Raw genomic sequence first — 15,507 nt, 5'->3', positions numbered from 1 at the left:
CGGGCCTCGGCTGAGGACTCTGCGTCCGTCGGCGAGGACGAGCGGTCAAGCAGGCCTGACTGCGCCCACGTAGTCGTCGCCCTCGTAGCGGTACAGCTCGATACGGATGGTGGCTCCGGTGTGCGGCGCGTCGATTATCTGGCCTCCGCCGATGTAGAGGCCCACGTGGTGGATGTGGGTCGGGGTGCCGTAGAAGACGAGGTCGCCGGGCAGCAGGGGCGAGCCCGCGGGGAGGTGGGGGCCGCGGTGGTACTGCTCCTGGGCCGTGCGGGGGAGGACGATGCCGGCGGCTGCGTAGGCGGATTGGGTGAGGCCGGAGCAGTCGAAGCTCGTGGGGCCCGTGGCGCCCCAGGCGTAGGGGAGGCCGAGTTGGCCCTGGGCGTAGTTGAGGGCTTCGAGGGCGGCGGGGGCGGTCGACGCGGGGGCGCCGAGGGATGACGAGCTGGTGTAAAGGGCTGCCTGGGTGAGGACTTGGGAGACGTACCACTCGACGTGGTTGTAGGCGTAGACGGCTTGGTGGAGGTCGGTGGGGGCGCCGGAGCGGCAGAGGTAGGTGGCCGCTGCGTAGATCGCGTCGTGGGGGTCGTAAGGGGAAGGGGCAGGGCCTCCCGGCGAACGGGCGGTCACCGAGGTGAAGGTCGCCGGGAGGAACTGCATCGGGCCCTCCGCCCCGGCGGAGTTGGCACCTGTGCGGACACCGGGCAGGCCTGAGCGGCCGTGGTCGCTCTCGATCTTGCCGATGGCGGCGAGCACGGTCCAGTCCAGCCCCGGGCAGGTCCGAGCCGCGTCGACGTAGAGGGCGAGGTAGTCGGGCGGGATGTCGGACAGCGCGGTGGCGCTCGCCATGCTCGCTGTGCCGGTGAAGGGGGCGAGCAGGGACGTCGCACCGGCCGAGGTCAGTGCGACGAGGAGGGTGAAGCAGGCCAGCGCTGCCGCGACTGCCTTCGCCATGGACGTCAGCCGCCCGTGCGTACGGAGGCAGGCGGGGGCGTGGGCGACGGGGGGAGGAGTCCGCTCGGGCCAGGCGCGGCCACACCGCCGCTGCCAACCGGTGTGACCTGCGGCCATGCGGCGAGGAGCCCTGCGAGGCGAAGCCGGCCCGGCGCCGGGCGGTGCGCCTGGAGGGGGAGCCAGTGCTCGCCCGCCGGGTTGCCGTCGACGGCGAGGTGGTCGGCAGACGCCGTGGCCACGGGAAGCCGGGCGGGCTGGTCGAGTTCGGCGAGCGCAGCCGTCAGGGCGCGGCGGACGGCCGCTTCGCGGCGGGCGGTGGGGAGCCAGAGCAGGAGCGGTGTGGTGATGCCCGTAGTCGTGGCGAGCTTGGCGTACGCGGGGAGCTTCGCGGCGACGCGGTCGGGGCGTTCTGTGGCGAGGTCGTACTCCAGGAACCACTCCACAGTGGAACTGGCCTCCTGCCAGCGGGCGTACGCGTCGGGGCGGACGATGTCGCCGAAGTGGCGGGCGCAGCGGGCCTCGGACCACCAGGTGGTCAGCTGCCCGCTTCCGCCGCGCCTCGCGCACGCGATCAAGGTGGTGAAGACCTCGTTGGTGCCGACGGTGTGGGCCAGGCGCAGCGAGTGGGCGATGCCGATGGCGCGTTCGTGGCGGTAGCCGAGGTCGCGCGGGTCGAGGCCGTCCTCGTGGGCGAGGATCGCGGCGCCCGCGGCGTCGAGGACGTAGTGCATGGGCGCGGAGCCGGACGGCGCGTACGGCTGGAAGCGGTCGACGACGCGCCAGGTGAACAGCTCGCGCAGCCGCATGTTCGCCACGCGCTGCGAGGGCCAGGCCATGGCGGCGAGCTGGGTACTGGTGAGGACCTTGTGCTCGTGGAGCATGCGGGCGACCCAGCGGTCGCGGGCGGTCAGCCGGGAGGCGAGGCGGGCGATGTACTCGCCGGTCGCCGCCGCGCGGGGGGTCGGCCGGGGCGGGCGGTGGGCGCGCAGGGCGCGCTGCGGGGTGGGTTTGGTGATCACGGGCGGGTGCACCTCCGAGGCGTCAGGTACTGCGGCGAGGGTCCGCTCCCGGCTCGGCCGGCCCGGGTGTGGCGTCGGCCGCGGGCAGGGCGTTGCGGCGGGCCGCGGCGCGGATGCGGCGGGCGCGGCCGGGGACGGGCGGCGGGAGCTTCTCGGTGACGGCGGTGAAGGCGGGGGCTTCGGCGCCGTGGAGGACGGGGCGGACGACGGCGTGGAAGGCGTCGAGGTTGGACAGGTCGTGGGCGGTGAGGCGGGGTTCGGTGTGCCGGGCGAGGCGGTGGGCGTCCTCGGGGGAGGCGTTGAAGAAGATCTTGGTGCGGGCGTTGGTGCTGATGCCCTCTTCGAGTTCCTTCGGCAGTTGGCGCAGGTGCTGGTGGGCGAGGGTCATGGACAGCCGGTAGGCGCGGGCCTCGGCGAGCATGTCCTCTAGGGCGTAGGGGAGGTTGAGGAAATTGTGGGCCTCGTCGAGGTAGAGGCCGGCGTCGTGGCGGCGGGGCTGCGGGATGTGGGCGCGGCGGGTGGCGGCCTGCCAGGTGGCGGCGACGGCGATGGAGCCCATGAGGTGCGCGGTCTCCGTGCCCAGGGCGTCCTTGGCGATACGGACCAGGCAGATGCCCCCGTCGAGGACGGCGTCCATGCTCACGGTGGAGGGGCCGCCGGCGAGGGCTGCGCGGACGAAGGGGCGCAGCAGGAAGCCGCGGAGCTTGTTCATCAGCGGGGCGGTGACCTGGGCGCGGGCGGGCGCGGACAGGTCGTCGTACCAGGACCAGAAGCCGCGCAGGATGTCGTCGTGGATCTGCGCGGTGGCGCGCTGCCGGAAGGCGGGGGAGGTCAGGAGCTGGGGCAGGTCGCTGAGCAGCGGGGTGCCGGGGAGGGCGCGCAGCGTGAGCAGGCCCGCGCGCAGGATGTCGTCGGTGCGCGGGCCCCAGGACGCGGAGTAGACGCGGGAGAAGATCGACACCAGGTTGTCGACGGTCGCGGCGGAGTCCTCGCCCTGGAGCGGGTTGAGGACCGGCGGGCGGGCCTTGCTGCCCGCGTCGAAGAGGATCACCTTGTCGCCGACGTCCTCGGGCAGCCGCATCAGGATGTCGGTGATCAGGTCGCCCTTGGGGTCGACGACGACCAGACCCCGTCCGGCCTCGGCGTCGGCGAGGATCATGCGGGCGAGCAGCTCGGACTTGCCGGAGCCGGTGGCGCCCAGGACGTGCAGGTGGTGGCGGGCGTCGGGGACGCGCAGGCCGACGGGTCGGGAGTGGCCGGAGTCGGTGAGGCCGATGGGGCGGACGGCCGCGCTCGTGGTGGGTACGCCGGGCGGGGGCGGGACGGCCCGCGCTCCGGCGCGCTGCAGAGCGGGGACGGCGTCGTCCCAGGGTAGGTGCGCGAGCACGGCGAGCTCCGGGACGGACAGCAGGTCGCCGCGGTCGAGGCGGCGTTCGTCGACGCGCGCCCGTGCGCGGCGCAACCGGACGCGGCGGTAGTAGTTGTGCTCGGTGTACGCCGAGAACGCCGCCGCAAGGGCGTGCGCCCGCCCGCGCAGCGCCGCCTGCTGGGACGGGCTCCGCTCGGCGTTCCCGGCGGCGGTGACGGCGTAACGGATACGGGTCTCGTACGACGCCCCGCGCTGCTTGACCACGACCGCGCGGTCCTCCGCGGCAGTCGCGAGCGCGTCCTGCCGCTCCTGGACCGGGCGGGACGGGCGGGCCGGACGGTTCGCACCGGGGGTGAGCAGGTCCAGCAGCCGGGCGACTACGCGGGCCGAGGCCCCGGCGCCGGTGCGGCGGGCGCGTTTCACCCGGCGGCCGGTGACCGGCCGCGCCAGGACCTGCACGATGGCCTGCTCGTCCGCGCCGAGCCCTGCCGGAGCGCCGAGGAGCGCCCGGATCGGGTCGGCGGGGAAGTCTGTGCGGATCGGCAGCGCTTCGATGCGGGCGAGCCGCAGCTCGCCGCCCGCGGCCTCCACCGTGCCCTTCCCCGCAAGGAGCCCGCTTCTCGCGGACGTCGTCCGGGTACGTGCGCCGGGCCAGGCCGCCTCGATCGCCCGCTCCACCATGCCTGGCGGGATGACGCCGGGCACCCACATCCGTATGTGGATCGTCTCGCGGTCGAAGACGTACTCCCAGGCCAGGTGCGGCTGCCCGGTCCAGTAGCGGCGCGATGCCGGACGGAGCAGGCCCAGTAGGTTCGCCCAGAGCGCCGCGGCGCCGGCCGGGTCGGCGCCGGGCGGGGGCAGGATGCCGACCAGCCGGGCGCCTGCGGCCATGCGGCGGCGGAGCCTGCGGCGCCACCACCGGCGGCCCCACGCGGCCGAGCCGAGTACGGCCGCGAGCGCCGGGGCAGCGACCGGCGCCCACGCGGTGGCCGTCACGAAGCTCTGCTGGAGGACCGAGTGCAGCGTGCCGCCCGGGTCGACGAGGAAGCGGCCCAGCAAGGAGGCGCTTACGGTCGGGTTCGTCATGGCGGCTCCCGAGATCAAGCCGCGCGCCGGGACGAAGGCGCGGCGCCGGCCCCGCGGCGCTCGGCGTCCACCTCGGCCTGCCAGGAGCGGAAGGTCCTGGTGCCGAGGCGCTTGAGGTAGTGCGGGATGCGGTTGGCGGGGATCCCGACCAGCCGTGGGCCGAGGACGGCCAGCAGGTCGTTGGCCTCCTGGGAGTTCCAGCCCGCGTCGTGGACGGCCTGCTCGTCGGGGAAGACGTCGGCGACGCGGTCGCGGGCGACGTCCAGGGCCACGTCCTGGGTGCCGCCGAAGCTGTAGACCCACAGGAAGTTGTCGGGCGGGTCGGGCTCGACCAGGGCGCGGAAGCGGGCGACTTCCTTGGTGTAGGCGTAGAAGCCGGTCGCGTCGCGGACGCGTATGACGCGCAGCCAGGCCAGCAGGTAGGCGTCGGAGAAGAAGTCGCCGCTGTCGTGGATCCGCACCCACGCGCCGTGGAAGCGGCGGGCGCCGAGTTCGGCGACCATCGCACGCTCCCACCCCGGCAGGTCGTCGAGGACGAAGGTGAGGTTCGCATGGTGCTTGGCGCGGACCTTCGGCCAGCGGTAGGTGCCGTTGCGGGCGTAGCAGACGTGGCGGCAGATCCCGGCGGACGGGCACGTGTTGTACGTGCGCCCGTCGGGCAGCCGTCCGGCCCAGGCGGGGAGCGTCCAGTTCCAGACGCCGATGGCCCGCATCTCGCGGTTCTGCGTCAGGAGCCGTGCGGGTCGGTCGGAGGAGGGGCAGGGCGCTGGAGGCATGGTGAGCCCTTCGCAGCAGAGGCAGGGGGAGCGCGCCGGTCAGCCGGCGCCGAGGTCGAGGTAGCCGTCGTCGTCCTCCGCGAGCCCGTACGTCCCGTCGGCGTCCTCGTCGACGTCGAGGGAGAAGTCGTCCCGTGCGGCGTCGAAGGCGGCCAGCTCGGCCGGATCGGTGGTGACGAGGGCGTGCTCGGCGGGGGAGGCGACGGCCTGGAAGGCGACGCGTTGCGTGCCGGTGGACAGCAGCCCCTGTCCGCGGTCGGCCGAGAGCAGGAACTGGCGCTCGCCGTCGGACAGGTTGAAGGTCGCGGTGATCTCGTCGATGGCCTGCGGTGCCTGCCGCAGCAGGATTTGCGTGGCGGCGTTGGCGACGACGGCTTTGCCGAGGTCGGAGCCGAGGACGTCGGCGGTGTCCTGGGTGGCGACGGTCAGTCCGGCCCAGCGCTTGCGGCCGGCCTTGGCCATCCGGAAGAGGAAGTCTGCCCCGGCGGGCTCCCGCATCAGCAGCCACGCCTCGTCGACGACGACGAGCCGCGGGCGGCGCAGCGCGGGATCGGAGACCTTGCGCCAGACGGCATCGAGGGTGAGCAGCGTGCCGATGGGCTTGAGCTCGTCGGCCAGGTCGCGCAGCGAGTACACGACCAGGTGCCCCTCGGGCCGGGTGGTGGTGGGCCCGTCGAACAGCCCGGAGAAGGCACCCTCGACGTACGGGTGCAGGCGCGCGGCCAGATCGTCGGCCGTACGGTCCCCGGCCCGGCTCAGGACGTCGGCGAGGTCGGCGAGCAGCGGTGCCGGACGGGCCCAGGTACGCGGGTCGCCGGTGATCCCGGCCCGCTGGTAGGTCGCGGTGATCGCGCGGTCCAGCACCGCCCTCTCGGCGGGGGCCGGTTCGGCGCCCAGCAGGACGACGAGCGCGGTGTGGAGGAACAGCGAGCGACGCAGCAGGGCGTCGCGCGGCGCGCTGCGGCGGCCGCCGGGGCGGGTGTGCAGCGGCAGGTCGAAGGGGTTGATGCGTACGCCCTGGTCGCCGAGGTGGACGTACGTGCCGCCGACCGCGGCGGCGAGGCGGGCGTACTCGTCCTCGGGGTCGACGACGTGGACCTCGATGCCGCGGTAGAGCGACCGGAGCAGTTCGAGCTTGACCAGGTACGACTTCCCGGCGCCGGAGCGGCCCAGGACCACGGAGTTGTGGTTGTCGAGGGCGAAGCGGTCCCAGTGGACCAGGCCTTGGGAGCCGATGTTGTAGCCGTAGAGCACGCCGCTGGGCGCGGTCGTGGCGGCCGGGTCGGGCGGCGGCAGGTCGGGGTTGGTGAAGGGGAAGCTCGCCGCAAGCGCGGCGGTGTCGAAGGTGCGGCGCATCCGGATCGGGTCCAGCCCGAGCGGCAGGCATGTGACCCAGCCCTGGAGGCTGCGGTACGTGGTCGGTTTGGCGTCCATCAGCAGGCTCGCGGCCAGCGAGCGCACCGCGGTGACCTCGTCGGCCAGGGCTTCGGCGGTGTCGGCGTGGACGGTCAGGTAGAGGCCGACACGGTAGAGCTTGCCCTCGCCGCGGGCGACACGGGCGGACAGCTCGTACGCGTCCTCGGTCGCCGCCTCGACGTGCGGGTCCAGGAGCCTTCCGTGCTCCTGGGTGTGGCGGCGGCCGGACTCCATCTTGGCCAGCTGGCGCTTGAGGCGGTTCGCGGCGGTGACGGGGTCGATGGGCTCGACGTGCAGGGCGACGTCGACCCGGCCGGGATAGGTCAGCAGCGGCTGGAGCCAGCCCGGGTGGACCTCGCGCGGGTAGCCGGTGACGGCGAAGGACGCGACATGGTCGGTGCCGACCTCCAGCCGACGGGGCGTGACAGCGAGGGTGTCGGGGGCGAAGGGGCTCGCGGTGCGCTGCCGTGCCGGGGTGCGGGCCTTCTTGCTCATGACCGGTCCTCTTCGCCGTCGGGCCACGCTCCGGTGATGACGTCCTGCGGGCCGACGAGTTCGGCGGACGGCGGGAGGAGGCTGTCCGGGTTGCAGGCCGCGGCCAGGACGGCGGAGGCCTGGCCGGCGTCCAACGGCGTGACGGTGATGCCGGTCGGGCCCAGCAACTCGGCCGCCTCGCTCAGCCGCCGTGCCAGCCGGTTCTCCGCAGCGCGCAGGGCGGCTTCGGTGACCGGGCCCGAGCGGCGTCCCGCCCGCAGTTGGGCGAGCGCGGCGAGCGGTGAGGCACCGCCGAGGCCGTCCGTGGGAGGCGCCGCGCCGAGCGGCTCACGCAGGACGAGCAGGACCTGGCGGCGCAGCAGGACCGACGAACGCCCCAGCTCGACAAGGTAGTCGGCGTGCTCGCGGGCCGCGTTCTCCAGCGCGGGGTGCGGCAAGCCCGCCGCCTGGGCGTGGAGTTCGGCGATCTGCGCGGACAGGTCCAGGCGCTCGGCTCGTACCAGGACCTGCACGGGGGCGGTGAGCGAGTGCAGGTAGCGGCCGAACGCCGCGACGAGAGCTTCCTGCTCGGTCGGGGTGCGCAGCGCGAAGTTGACCGTGCCGCACGCCGCGACCGCGGCAAGACCGTCGGAGCCGAGGTCGATCACTCCTGCCTCGTCCACTCCGCTGACGGGGAGGCTCGGCGGACCGGCCGCTTTCCCGAGGTGCTCGGTGCCTGATGTGACGCGGGCAGCCAGCCAGGCGGGTGCCTGGTCGGTCCCTTCCGGGGCGGCGATCTGCAGACGAGCGGCGGCGCGTTGCCGTACCGCGGCCAGGACCAGCCGATCCATCGACAAGCCGTCGCGCCGCCCCAGCGCGAGGAAAGCCGCCGCTCCCGCGACCGGGACGGCGCCCAGCAGGAAGACCGCTGCGGGGACGAAGCCCCGGCTCAGGGACCAGACGCCGTACAGGACGGTTCCCGTGACGGCGAGGATGAGCAGCTGCCGTGCGGTGAGGTTCGCGACGACGGTGTCCTCGCGGTCGACGTCGGCCGGGATGCGTACGGGCTGGCTCACCGGCGATCACCTCCGGGCGGTGTGCGGCGGGGCGGTGGGGGTACTTGGGCGGCGCCAGCCCGGGGGCGCGGCTCGCGGAAGGTGGCGGGCGGGGGCGGCGCAGTCACCCGCCGGGGCTGCACCGGATTTGCGGGGACCGGCTGTCGGAAGAGCGGCTGCCGGGGCGGAGGGCCCACCGGCCGGGCGCCGGGCCGTACTCGGGCAGGTGCAGCCGGAGCCCGGAACGTCGGCATCCCCGGCGGTTGCGCGGGCCGCGGTACAGGGGCGGGAGTCCCAGGGGCGCCCGGAGCCTGGAACGTCGGCATGGGCGGCGGACCGGCCGCCCGACGCGGAGATGCCGCGGCCTGCGGGCTCTGCCCCGGCGAACGGAAAAGGGGCTGCCCGGGCGGCCGCCGACGCGCGACGGGTGCGGCTGCCGCCGGGTTGACGGCCCGGCGCGGTGCCACCGGGACAGGCCCACCGCCCGGCCGCCGTGGTGCCCCGCCTCCGTTCGGCCCGCTGCGGACAGCGGCCCTCGTGTTCCCGGCGCCGCGCAGCATCCCCAGCGTCTGGTACATCAGGTACGCCCGCACCGCCCGCCCCGCGAACGACCGGCCCTGGCCGACCCGCACCGACCCCAGGATCCAGAACGGGATCTTGAACAGGATGTACGTCAGCGCCAGCGTCACCAGCAGGTTGACCAGCCCGCTGGACACCCCGCCGAACAGCCCCTTCCCGGCGAGCCCGCCGGAGTTCAGGAAGACGCGGATCCCCGTGATGAGCGTCAGCGACTGCGCCACCTGGATCGCGAGCACCCCGCCGAACGTCCGCCACCACCACCGGGCGATCCCGTCCGTCTGCGGCAGCGCGTGGCACATCAGCGCCAGCGGCGCGCCCGCCACGAGGATCACCGTCAGCGCGACCCGTACGACGTACGTGATCAGCAGCGCCACCAGCACGCCGATGACGACGACCCACATGATGTCCGTGAAGAGGTCCGCTCCCGGCACGAAGCTGCTCAGCACGAACGTCGCCAGTGTGTTGCCTGCGCCTTCGCCCTCCGCTCCGGCGCCCATCACCGCGTGCGAGAGCGCGTTGGCCAGGTCGACCGCCTTGCCCGCCAGAAACAGCGACAGCCCGGCGGCCAGCAGCCCGACGGGGATCCGCGGGGCGATCTCCTTGACCGAGTAGCGGCTCTGCAAGGACTCGTACGACATCAGCACGATCCCGGCGAGCGCGATGAGGATGCCGTAGACCGCGAGCACGATTTCCCACGAGTTCTGCCACAGCTCCCCGACCCGCGGGAGCGACGACAGGCTCGGCGTGGCCAGCAGGGTGTCGCCGAGCAACTTCAGCAGCGGGTTCAGCGCCGCGGTGATGATCGTCTTGAAGAAGGCGCCGATCGCGGCGTTGATGCCCTTCGTGATCCACCCGGTGATCCCGCCGGGACCGCCGCCCGCGTCCGGCGGCGGGGACGTGACTCCCGGCGCCGGGGCCTCGGTGGGTGCCGAACTGCCCGGCTGCGGGATGCAGTCCTGCGGCGCGCACGACGGCGGGGCGGGCGTGGGGGCGGCGCTCGTACCGGGCGGCGCGGACGTCGCCGGCGGGGCCGTTGCCGGCGGGGCCGTTGCCGTCGTCGTGGTGGTCGGGCCGGGTGACGGTACGGGGTCGGCACGCGCGGGCAGTCCGCCCACGACGACGACCGCCACCGTGACGGCGACGGCAGCCGCCACCGCGCGACGCCGGGAGCCGCGCCGGGCACGACGGCCCGGCGCGGCAGACGCGGTGGTCACTGCGCGCCCACGATGCCCTTGAGGATCTGCACGATGAGGGGCGCGAGCGCGGCCAGGCCGTAGCCCCACCCGGCGCTCTTGAACGCGGTCTTGGCCTTCTCGACCTCGCCGGGGTCACCGCCCGCCATCAGGTAGCGGACGCCGCCGATCGACAGGAACACGGTCGCCAGACCGGCGAGGATGCCCATGATCCAGTTGCGGATGTTGTTCAGCACGGTGCCGACCGACGTGGCGAGCGCCAGCACCTGCGACGGCTCGGCGGCCGTGGCCGCCGGCACGCCGACAGCGCACAGCACGAGAACAGCGGCGGTGACCGTCAGCGCGCGGCGTCGGACGTGGCGGCGGGAGGAACGGGCAGCGGGTATCAGCATCGGTGGCCTTCCCGGGACATAGGGCGGGTCGGGGCGGGCGAGGTGCTCCCGCGCTTCCCAAGGCCCGCATCCGCGCCCGTTTTGGACACGCTGTCCCGGCTCTTCCGTGGTTGGCCCGGAAGCCGGTCCAGTGCGGCTGTGGCCGCGGGATCGTCCGGATCAGCCGCCCGGCACTCGTCCCGGATGAAGGCGACGAGCCGGGCCTCCGCGCGGCTGCGCGCCTTGTACGCCGCCCCCACCGTCGTCCCGTGCCCGTCCGCCCACGCGGACACCGGGACCTCCTCCAACCGGGTCGTGCCGATCAGCTCCGCCTCGCCCCGCGACACGACCGCTGCCCGCACCGCCCGGGCCAGCACCAGATCCGGATGCCCGACCGGCGACCGCGGCGCGACCGACCGGAACCCGCTCCCGCTCACCGGCACCGGCGCGTCGAGCGCCTCCATCAACGCGGCGTACCCCTGCCGGTACGCCGCCCACCGCAACCGCGGCAGCACGTGCGGACGCCCCAGGTCCACCGTCGCCAGCCCGCCCAGAAACCCGGCCAGCACCTCGGCGTGCACGTCGAACACGTCCCCCGGAAACCGCGCACCCAGCCACCGCGCCACCCCACTCAGTGCGGGCAACGCCATCCCGGTGCACGCCACCGTCCAGGCCGCCCCCTCCCGCCGCGACCGCCGCACCAGATACGACCACACCGCATCCCTGGTGGCGGCCGAGCACCGCCGCCGCAACATCCGCTCCCTGACCTCGTCCAGCGCCACCCGCCGGTTGGGCAGCCCGCTGAACCTCCGCCCGTTCAACGCCAACGGCGCCGGCCCGGCCACCAACAACGCGAACGACGCCCTCGCACTGTCCAGCGGCAACGAATCCCGCAACCCCTGCTGATCGCTTCCCACACGTCGAGCACCCATGACGCGGCGCCTCCTCGATCGACGACGAGCTGACGCCCATCACCGAGCCAGACCTACGCCAAGAAACCGCCACGGCGAGGCCAGGACGGTTTTCTTTAGGCGATCAGCAGGACGAGCTCATGCCGCGCTGCGGACAGTGGAATTGCTGCAGGGGGAGCGGTTCCCGGCAAGCCGCCGAGGCCCACGAACTGGCCTCTTGTCGATTTGGTAGCTCCATCGTCACCATCGAGCGCTAGAGCTGAACGCTGGCCAGGAGGGGGCCGGATCCCGTACCAGCGCAGGAAGGTGCGCCCAGGGGCACCTCCGCGGACGCGGAGAGGACTGCCACCCGCGACTGGCGAGCGCGACGAGGCACGGGACACCTCCGCTCGCGCGGAGAGGACGTCGAGTACCGCACCAGCACCTGGTCGACCAGCGGGACACCTCCGCTCGCGCGGAGAGGACTACGTGCGTCCGGAGACGGTCAGGGAGAAGTCCGGGACACCTCCGCTCGCGCGGAGAGGACGCGGCGGAGTTCGGCGCGGTCACGGTCGACAGCGGGACACCTCCGCTCGCGCGGAGAGGACGCCGTGCTCACGCCGGGGCCGCTCACGAAGATCGGGACACCTCCGCTCGCGCGGAGAGGACGGGGCTCTCCACGCGCACCGGCATGCCCTCAGCGGGACACCTCCGCTCGCGCGGAGAGGACGGTGAACTGCTGGCTGTCGTCGCCCGGGTGAGCGGGACACCTCCGCTCGCGCGGAGAGGACGTGAGCACCCGAGACACCTGCACCGCCCGATTCGGGACACCTCCGCTCGCGCGGAGAGGACGCCGACGGTTCCGAGCACCTGATGTGGCGCTACGGGACACCTCCGCTCGCGCGGAGAGGACGGGGGCGGGGGCGTCTGCTGGATGATGTCGACCGGGACACCTCCGCTCGCGCGGAAAGGACGGGGAAGCCGTGAGCGAGCGCGCCAGCATCCGCGGGACACCTCGCGCGGAGAGGACACCGCCCTGATATCAACACCCTCCCCCAGCACCGGGACACCTCCGCTCGCGCGGAGAGGACCGGCGAGTGGATCCCCAACGCCTGCTTGATCGCGGGACACCTCCGCTCGCGCGGAGAGGACGTCCCTCCCCGGCGGTCCGGATCGCAGATGATCGGGACACCTCCGCTCGCGCGGAGAGGACCTGGCGTCGAACAGTTGGGCCAGGTCTTCGGGCGGGACACCTCCGCTCGCGCGGAGAGGACAGTCCGGAGCTACCAACTCCGGGCCTCGGGGGCGGGACACCTCCGCTCGCGCGGAGAGGACAGTCCGGAGCTACCAACTCCGGGCCTCGGGGGCGGGACACCTCCGCTCACGCGGAGAGGACATCTCCCGGATCATCTGGCGCAGCGCCATGTTCGGGACACCTCCGCTCGCGCGGAGAGGACTGCAAGGCGGCGTGCAAGGGACTGTGCTGCCGCGGGACACCTCCGCTCGCGCGGAGAGGACTGGATGTCCATGCCGTGCTCGAACGCACGGATCGGGATACCTCCGCTCGCGCGGAGAGGACAGGCAGGCGATCAGGTTGGGGCGGAGTGCGTCCGGGATACCTCCGCTCGCGTGGAGAGGACATCCAGGCCGGTCCCACCGACCACATGGCGCGCGGGATACCTCCGCTCGCGCGGAGAGGACAAGGTCAAGGGCGGCAAGTACGCCCGTGGCGGCGGGATACCTCCGCTCGCGCGGAGAGGATCTGCACGGCCGTTTCCAGGGACAGCACACCGCCGGGATACCTCCGCTCGCGCGGAGAGGACGGCGAGGCGGCGGCGCTGGCCGGGTGGCTCGCCGGGACACCTCCGCTCGCGCGGAGAGGACACGGTGTCGAGGAACGGGGCGCCCTCCGGCCCCGGGACACCTCCGCTCGCGCGGAGAGGACGACTCAATGTTGTAGAGACCGGCCGTTAGATCCGGGACACCTCCGCTCGCGCGGAGAGGACGAGCCCTGCGAGTGCCACCACCTCCGCCTGGTCGGGACACCTCCGCTCGCGCGGAGAGGACGTGACCAGCGAGCGTCAGGGGGCGGCGTCCGCCGGGACACCTCCGCTCGCGCGGAGAGGACAGGGCGGCGGCGGCCGACACCTCGGGGTGGTACGGGACACCTCCGCTCGCGCGGAGAGGACGTGCCGGTGTCCTCCAGCGCCAAGCCGGGGAACGGGACACCTCCGCTCGCGCGGAGAGGACCGCCGCCACCGCGGCGGCACGCAGGCGCGCGAAGGGACACCTCCGCTCGCGCGGAGAGGACTTCACCGCGGTCATCGTCGGGCCCGTGAGGTTCGGGACACCTCCGCTCGCGCGGAGAGGACGGCGCCGCCCGCAACCGCCGCGCCATCGAGGTCGGGACACCTCCGCTCGCGCGGAGAGGACGCGAGGATCGAACGGGGGTCCGCGCAGGCCGCCGGGACACCTCCGCTCGCGCGGAGAGGAGGCCGTGTGCCGCAGCACGTGTGGATGGAAGTCCGGGACACCTCCGCTCGCGCGGAGAGGACAACCAGCGCACGTGCCCGGCCGCCAGGGACTCCGGGACACCTCCGCTCGCGCGGAGAGGACACCTTGGCGAAGTCGTCGTCCTCGTACTCGCGCGGGACACCTCCGCTCGCGCGGAGAGGACGAGAAGCTGTAGCCCCCGAACTTGATGCACTCCGGGACACCTCCGCTCGCGCGGAGAGGACTCGTCCTGCTGCTCGGCGCTCATGTCGCGTTCCGGGACACCTCCGCTCGCGCGGAGAGGACCCACGCGGTCCGGGCGGCCGCGCGGTCGCCGGCGGGACACCTCCGCTCGCGCGGAGAGGACGCGATCGCCTTGTCGAAGTGCTCCCGTAGCCGCGGGACACCTCCGCTCGCGCGGAGAGGACAGATCCCGAAGGTCTGACCACCCCCTCTACCCCGGGACACCTCCGCTCGCGCGGAGAGGACAAGGGCATGGGCATCCACGCCGACGAAACCGGCGGGACACCTCCGCTCGCGCGGAGAGGACCTCGTCGGGGTGCAGGCCGGAGACCTGGTGTACGGGACACCTCCGCTCGCGCGGAGAGGACGGGGAGGTGCTGGCAGGCATCGTGGACGACTACGGGACACCTCCGCTCGCGCGGAGAGGACCGCATGGGGAGCAACTGCCGGATCAGGTTCGTCGGGACACCTCCGCTCGCGCGGAGAGGACAAGAAGGGCCTGAAGGAACTCGGGATCGAGGCCGGGACACCTCCGCTCGCGCGGAGAGGACACTTTCTGACCTGCGGCGTTAGGAGGGCTTTGCAGTTTCTTTGCTCGGCTTCAGTCGGCTCTGAGCCCCGCGCGCGGGGGGCGAGTCAGGGCGGTCCATAGAACGTGAGTCTAGAGGTCCGCGTTGCTGCGGGGCGTGGTCCTCTGCGCGCATGGCGATGCGGATGTGCCGTCTTTCGGAAGTCGCCGTGTCCAACCGTGGACGGCAGGCGGGCCTTGGAGTTGTCAGGTGCTGACTGCCCGAGCCCGGAGGGATCGTCATGTCGTGCAGCCGAGGTTCCGTACGCTCTCTCTTTCAGCTGGCGAGCCCACACGCGATCTTCGTGTCGGCCGAGTCCGCCTCAGCGGTGACGCATGCGGCGTCGTCGCGAGAAGCTGGCACTGGCACGGTCCCCTGCGGCGACCGGTCGTCTTCCTCTACGCGGCATTTGCTGCACAGAGCCGGGAGTTTCGAGAGCAGCACAAGCTCGGTGATCTTCCACGACATCCGCGTAACTTGCCTGACCGAGACGGAATTCGGTAGCGGCCAGTGCGTTCTCGTCTCGGTCGGATCACGCTCGGCTCTCTCGGAATGTGGGAGGTGAGGCATGGCGGGTGCCGAGAACAGGGCCGATTCCGCCGCCATGAACGGCGAGACCGTCTCGCCGTGGAAACGGCAGGAGGATGGCCCTCCGACCGAGACCGATTCATGCTCCGAGCAGCCCAATTGGTCGTACACTGGCCGCAGTGAGCGCGGCCGTGCCCGCCATTTCACCGGGCACGTGACCACCCTCGGCGGCGCCGCAGGGGAGCGCTTGCGGGGCGAGTTGGCTATCGCGGTGCGCGAATTGCTGCGGTGGGCGGCCGAAGCCCGCATAGCCGCCGGGGAATCCTCTGGGAAACACGAGGACACCTCGGTATGACCACCGACAAGTACCTGGAGCCTTTCGACAAACCACTCGACCGGCCAGGGCGGCGTCGTTCATTGAGTCTGTCCGGTTTGATCATGTGATGCCGAGGGTGGCCAGAGGTCGGGTGGCGTTGCGCGCGTGGTAGCGGAGGC

Annotated in this window: 11 protein-coding genes and 1 CRISPR repeat array; of the genes, 2 read left to right on the top strand and 9 right to left on the bottom strand. The window is 73.1% G+C overall.

Annotation, left to right across the window (positions count from 1 at the left end; translation table 11 throughout):
- Nucleotides 1-45 precede the first annotated feature (45 nt).
- Genes ACH4PY_RS35775 through ACH4PY_RS35735 form a run of 9 tightly spaced genes read right to left on the bottom strand, consistent with a single transcriptional unit; the run spans nt 46 to nt 10,954 of the window.
- Nucleotides 46-951 (bottom strand): NlpC/P60 family protein, encoded by a 906-nt coding sequence (locus ACH4PY_RS35775; protein WP_398192693.1) that lies wholly within the window; start codon nt 949-951, stop codon nt 46-48.
- Nucleotides 952-956: 5 nt separating this feature from the next.
- A complete protein-coding gene (locus ACH4PY_RS35770; RefSeq protein ID WP_398192692.1) occupies nt 957-1,970 on the bottom strand; it encodes a replication-relaxation family protein in 1,014 nt (337 codons plus the stop codon).
- 22 nt (nt 1,971-1,992) lie between these two features.
- The gene (locus tag ACH4PY_RS35765; RefSeq protein WP_398192691.1) at nt 1,993-4,425 is read right to left on the bottom strand and encodes a type IV secretory system conjugative DNA transfer family protein; all 2,433 of its coding nucleotides are present in this window, start codon (nt 4,423-4,425) and stop codon (nt 1,993-1,995) included.
- Between the two features lie 14 nt (nt 4,426-4,439).
- Nucleotides 4,440-5,201 (bottom strand): hypothetical protein, encoded by a 762-nt coding sequence (locus ACH4PY_RS35760; protein ID WP_398192690.1) that lies wholly within the window; start codon nt 5,199-5,201, stop codon nt 4,440-4,442.
- 39 nt (nt 5,202-5,240) lie between these two features.
- Nucleotides 5,241-7,112 (bottom strand): VirB4 family type IV secretion system protein, encoded by a 1,872-nt coding sequence (locus ACH4PY_RS35755; RefSeq protein WP_398192689.1) that lies wholly within the window; start codon nt 7,110-7,112, stop codon nt 5,241-5,243.
- Complete coding sequence (locus tag ACH4PY_RS35750; protein ID WP_398192688.1) at nt 7,109-8,167, bottom strand: PrgI family protein; 1,059 nt, start codon at nt 8,165-8,167, stop codon at nt 7,109-7,111. Before ACH4PY_RS35750 ends, ACH4PY_RS35755 begins: the two co-directional genes overlap by 4 nt.
- The gene (locus tag ACH4PY_RS35745) at nt 8,164-9,879 is read right to left on the bottom strand and encodes a hypothetical protein (RefSeq protein WP_398192687.1); all 1,716 of its coding nucleotides are present in this window, start codon (nt 9,877-9,879) and stop codon (nt 8,164-8,166) included. The genes ACH4PY_RS35750 and ACH4PY_RS35745 overlap by 4 nt, the downstream gene beginning before the upstream one ends.
- A gap of 56 nt (nt 9,880-9,935) precedes the next feature.
- Nucleotides 9,936-10,310, bottom strand: a complete 375-nt coding sequence (locus ACH4PY_RS35740; protein WP_398192686.1) for a pilin — start codon at nt 10,308-10,310, stop codon at nt 9,936-9,938.
- Entirely contained in the window at nt 10,304-10,954 is a 651-nt protein-coding gene (locus ACH4PY_RS35735) for a hypothetical protein (RefSeq protein ID WP_398192685.1), read from the bottom strand. The genes ACH4PY_RS35740 and ACH4PY_RS35735 overlap by 7 nt, the downstream gene beginning before the upstream one ends.
- On the opposite strand from ACH4PY_RS35735, the gene ACH4PY_RS35730 reads away from it, so the two are divergent.
- Nucleotides 10,944-11,195 carry a hypothetical protein gene (locus ACH4PY_RS35730; protein ID WP_398192684.1) on the top strand — a complete coding sequence of 84 codons (252 nt, stop codon included), beginning with the start codon at nt 10,944-10,946 and terminating at the stop codon, nt 11,193-11,195. The genes ACH4PY_RS35735 and ACH4PY_RS35730 overlap by 11 nt on opposite strands.
- A 324-nt stretch (nt 11,196-11,519) precedes the next feature.
- A CRISPR array of direct repeats spans nt 11,520-14,466; the repeat unit is 25 nt; unit sequence CGGGACACCTCCGCTCGCGCGGAGA.
- A 586-nt stretch (nt 14,467-15,052) separates the two neighbouring features.
- Complete coding sequence (locus ACH4PY_RS35725; protein ID WP_398192683.1) at nt 15,053-15,367, top strand: hypothetical protein; 315 nt, start codon at nt 15,053-15,055, stop codon at nt 15,365-15,367.
- The last annotated feature ends 140 nt before the right edge of the window (nt 15,368-15,507 follow it).

This window comes from Streptomyces sp. NPDC021224, from assembly GCF_044332905.1.
Classification (GTDB): Bacteria; Actinomycetota; Actinomycetes; order Streptomycetales; family Streptomycetaceae; genus Actinacidiphila.
This window is presented reverse-complemented; position numbering and strand designations above follow the sequence as displayed.

What these genes read in the sequence shown, in the direction of transcription:
- ACH4PY_RS35775 (WP_398192693.1), bottom strand. Translation starts at nt 951, where the DNA reads ATGGCGAAGGCAGTCGCGGCAGCGCTGGCCTGCTTCACCCTCCTCGTC.
- ACH4PY_RS35765 (WP_398192691.1), bottom strand. Translation starts at nt 4,425, where the DNA reads ATGACGAACCCGACCGTAAGCGCCTCCTTGCTGGGCCGCTTCCTCGTC.
- ACH4PY_RS35760 (WP_398192690.1), bottom strand. Translation starts at nt 5,201, where the DNA reads ATGCCTCCAGCGCCCTGCCCCTCCTCCGACCGACCCGCACGGCTCCTG.
- ACH4PY_RS35755 (WP_398192689.1), bottom strand. Translation starts at nt 7,112, where the DNA reads ATGAGCAAGAAGGCCCGCACCCCGGCACGGCAGCGCACCGCGAGCCCC.
- ACH4PY_RS35740 (WP_398192686.1), bottom strand. Translation starts at nt 10,310, where the DNA reads ATGCTGATACCCGCTGCCCGTTCCTCCCGCCGCCACGTCCGACGCCGC.
- ACH4PY_RS35725 (WP_398192683.1), top strand. Translation starts at nt 15,053, where the DNA reads ATGGCGGGTGCCGAGAACAGGGCCGATTCCGCCGCCATGAACGGCGAG.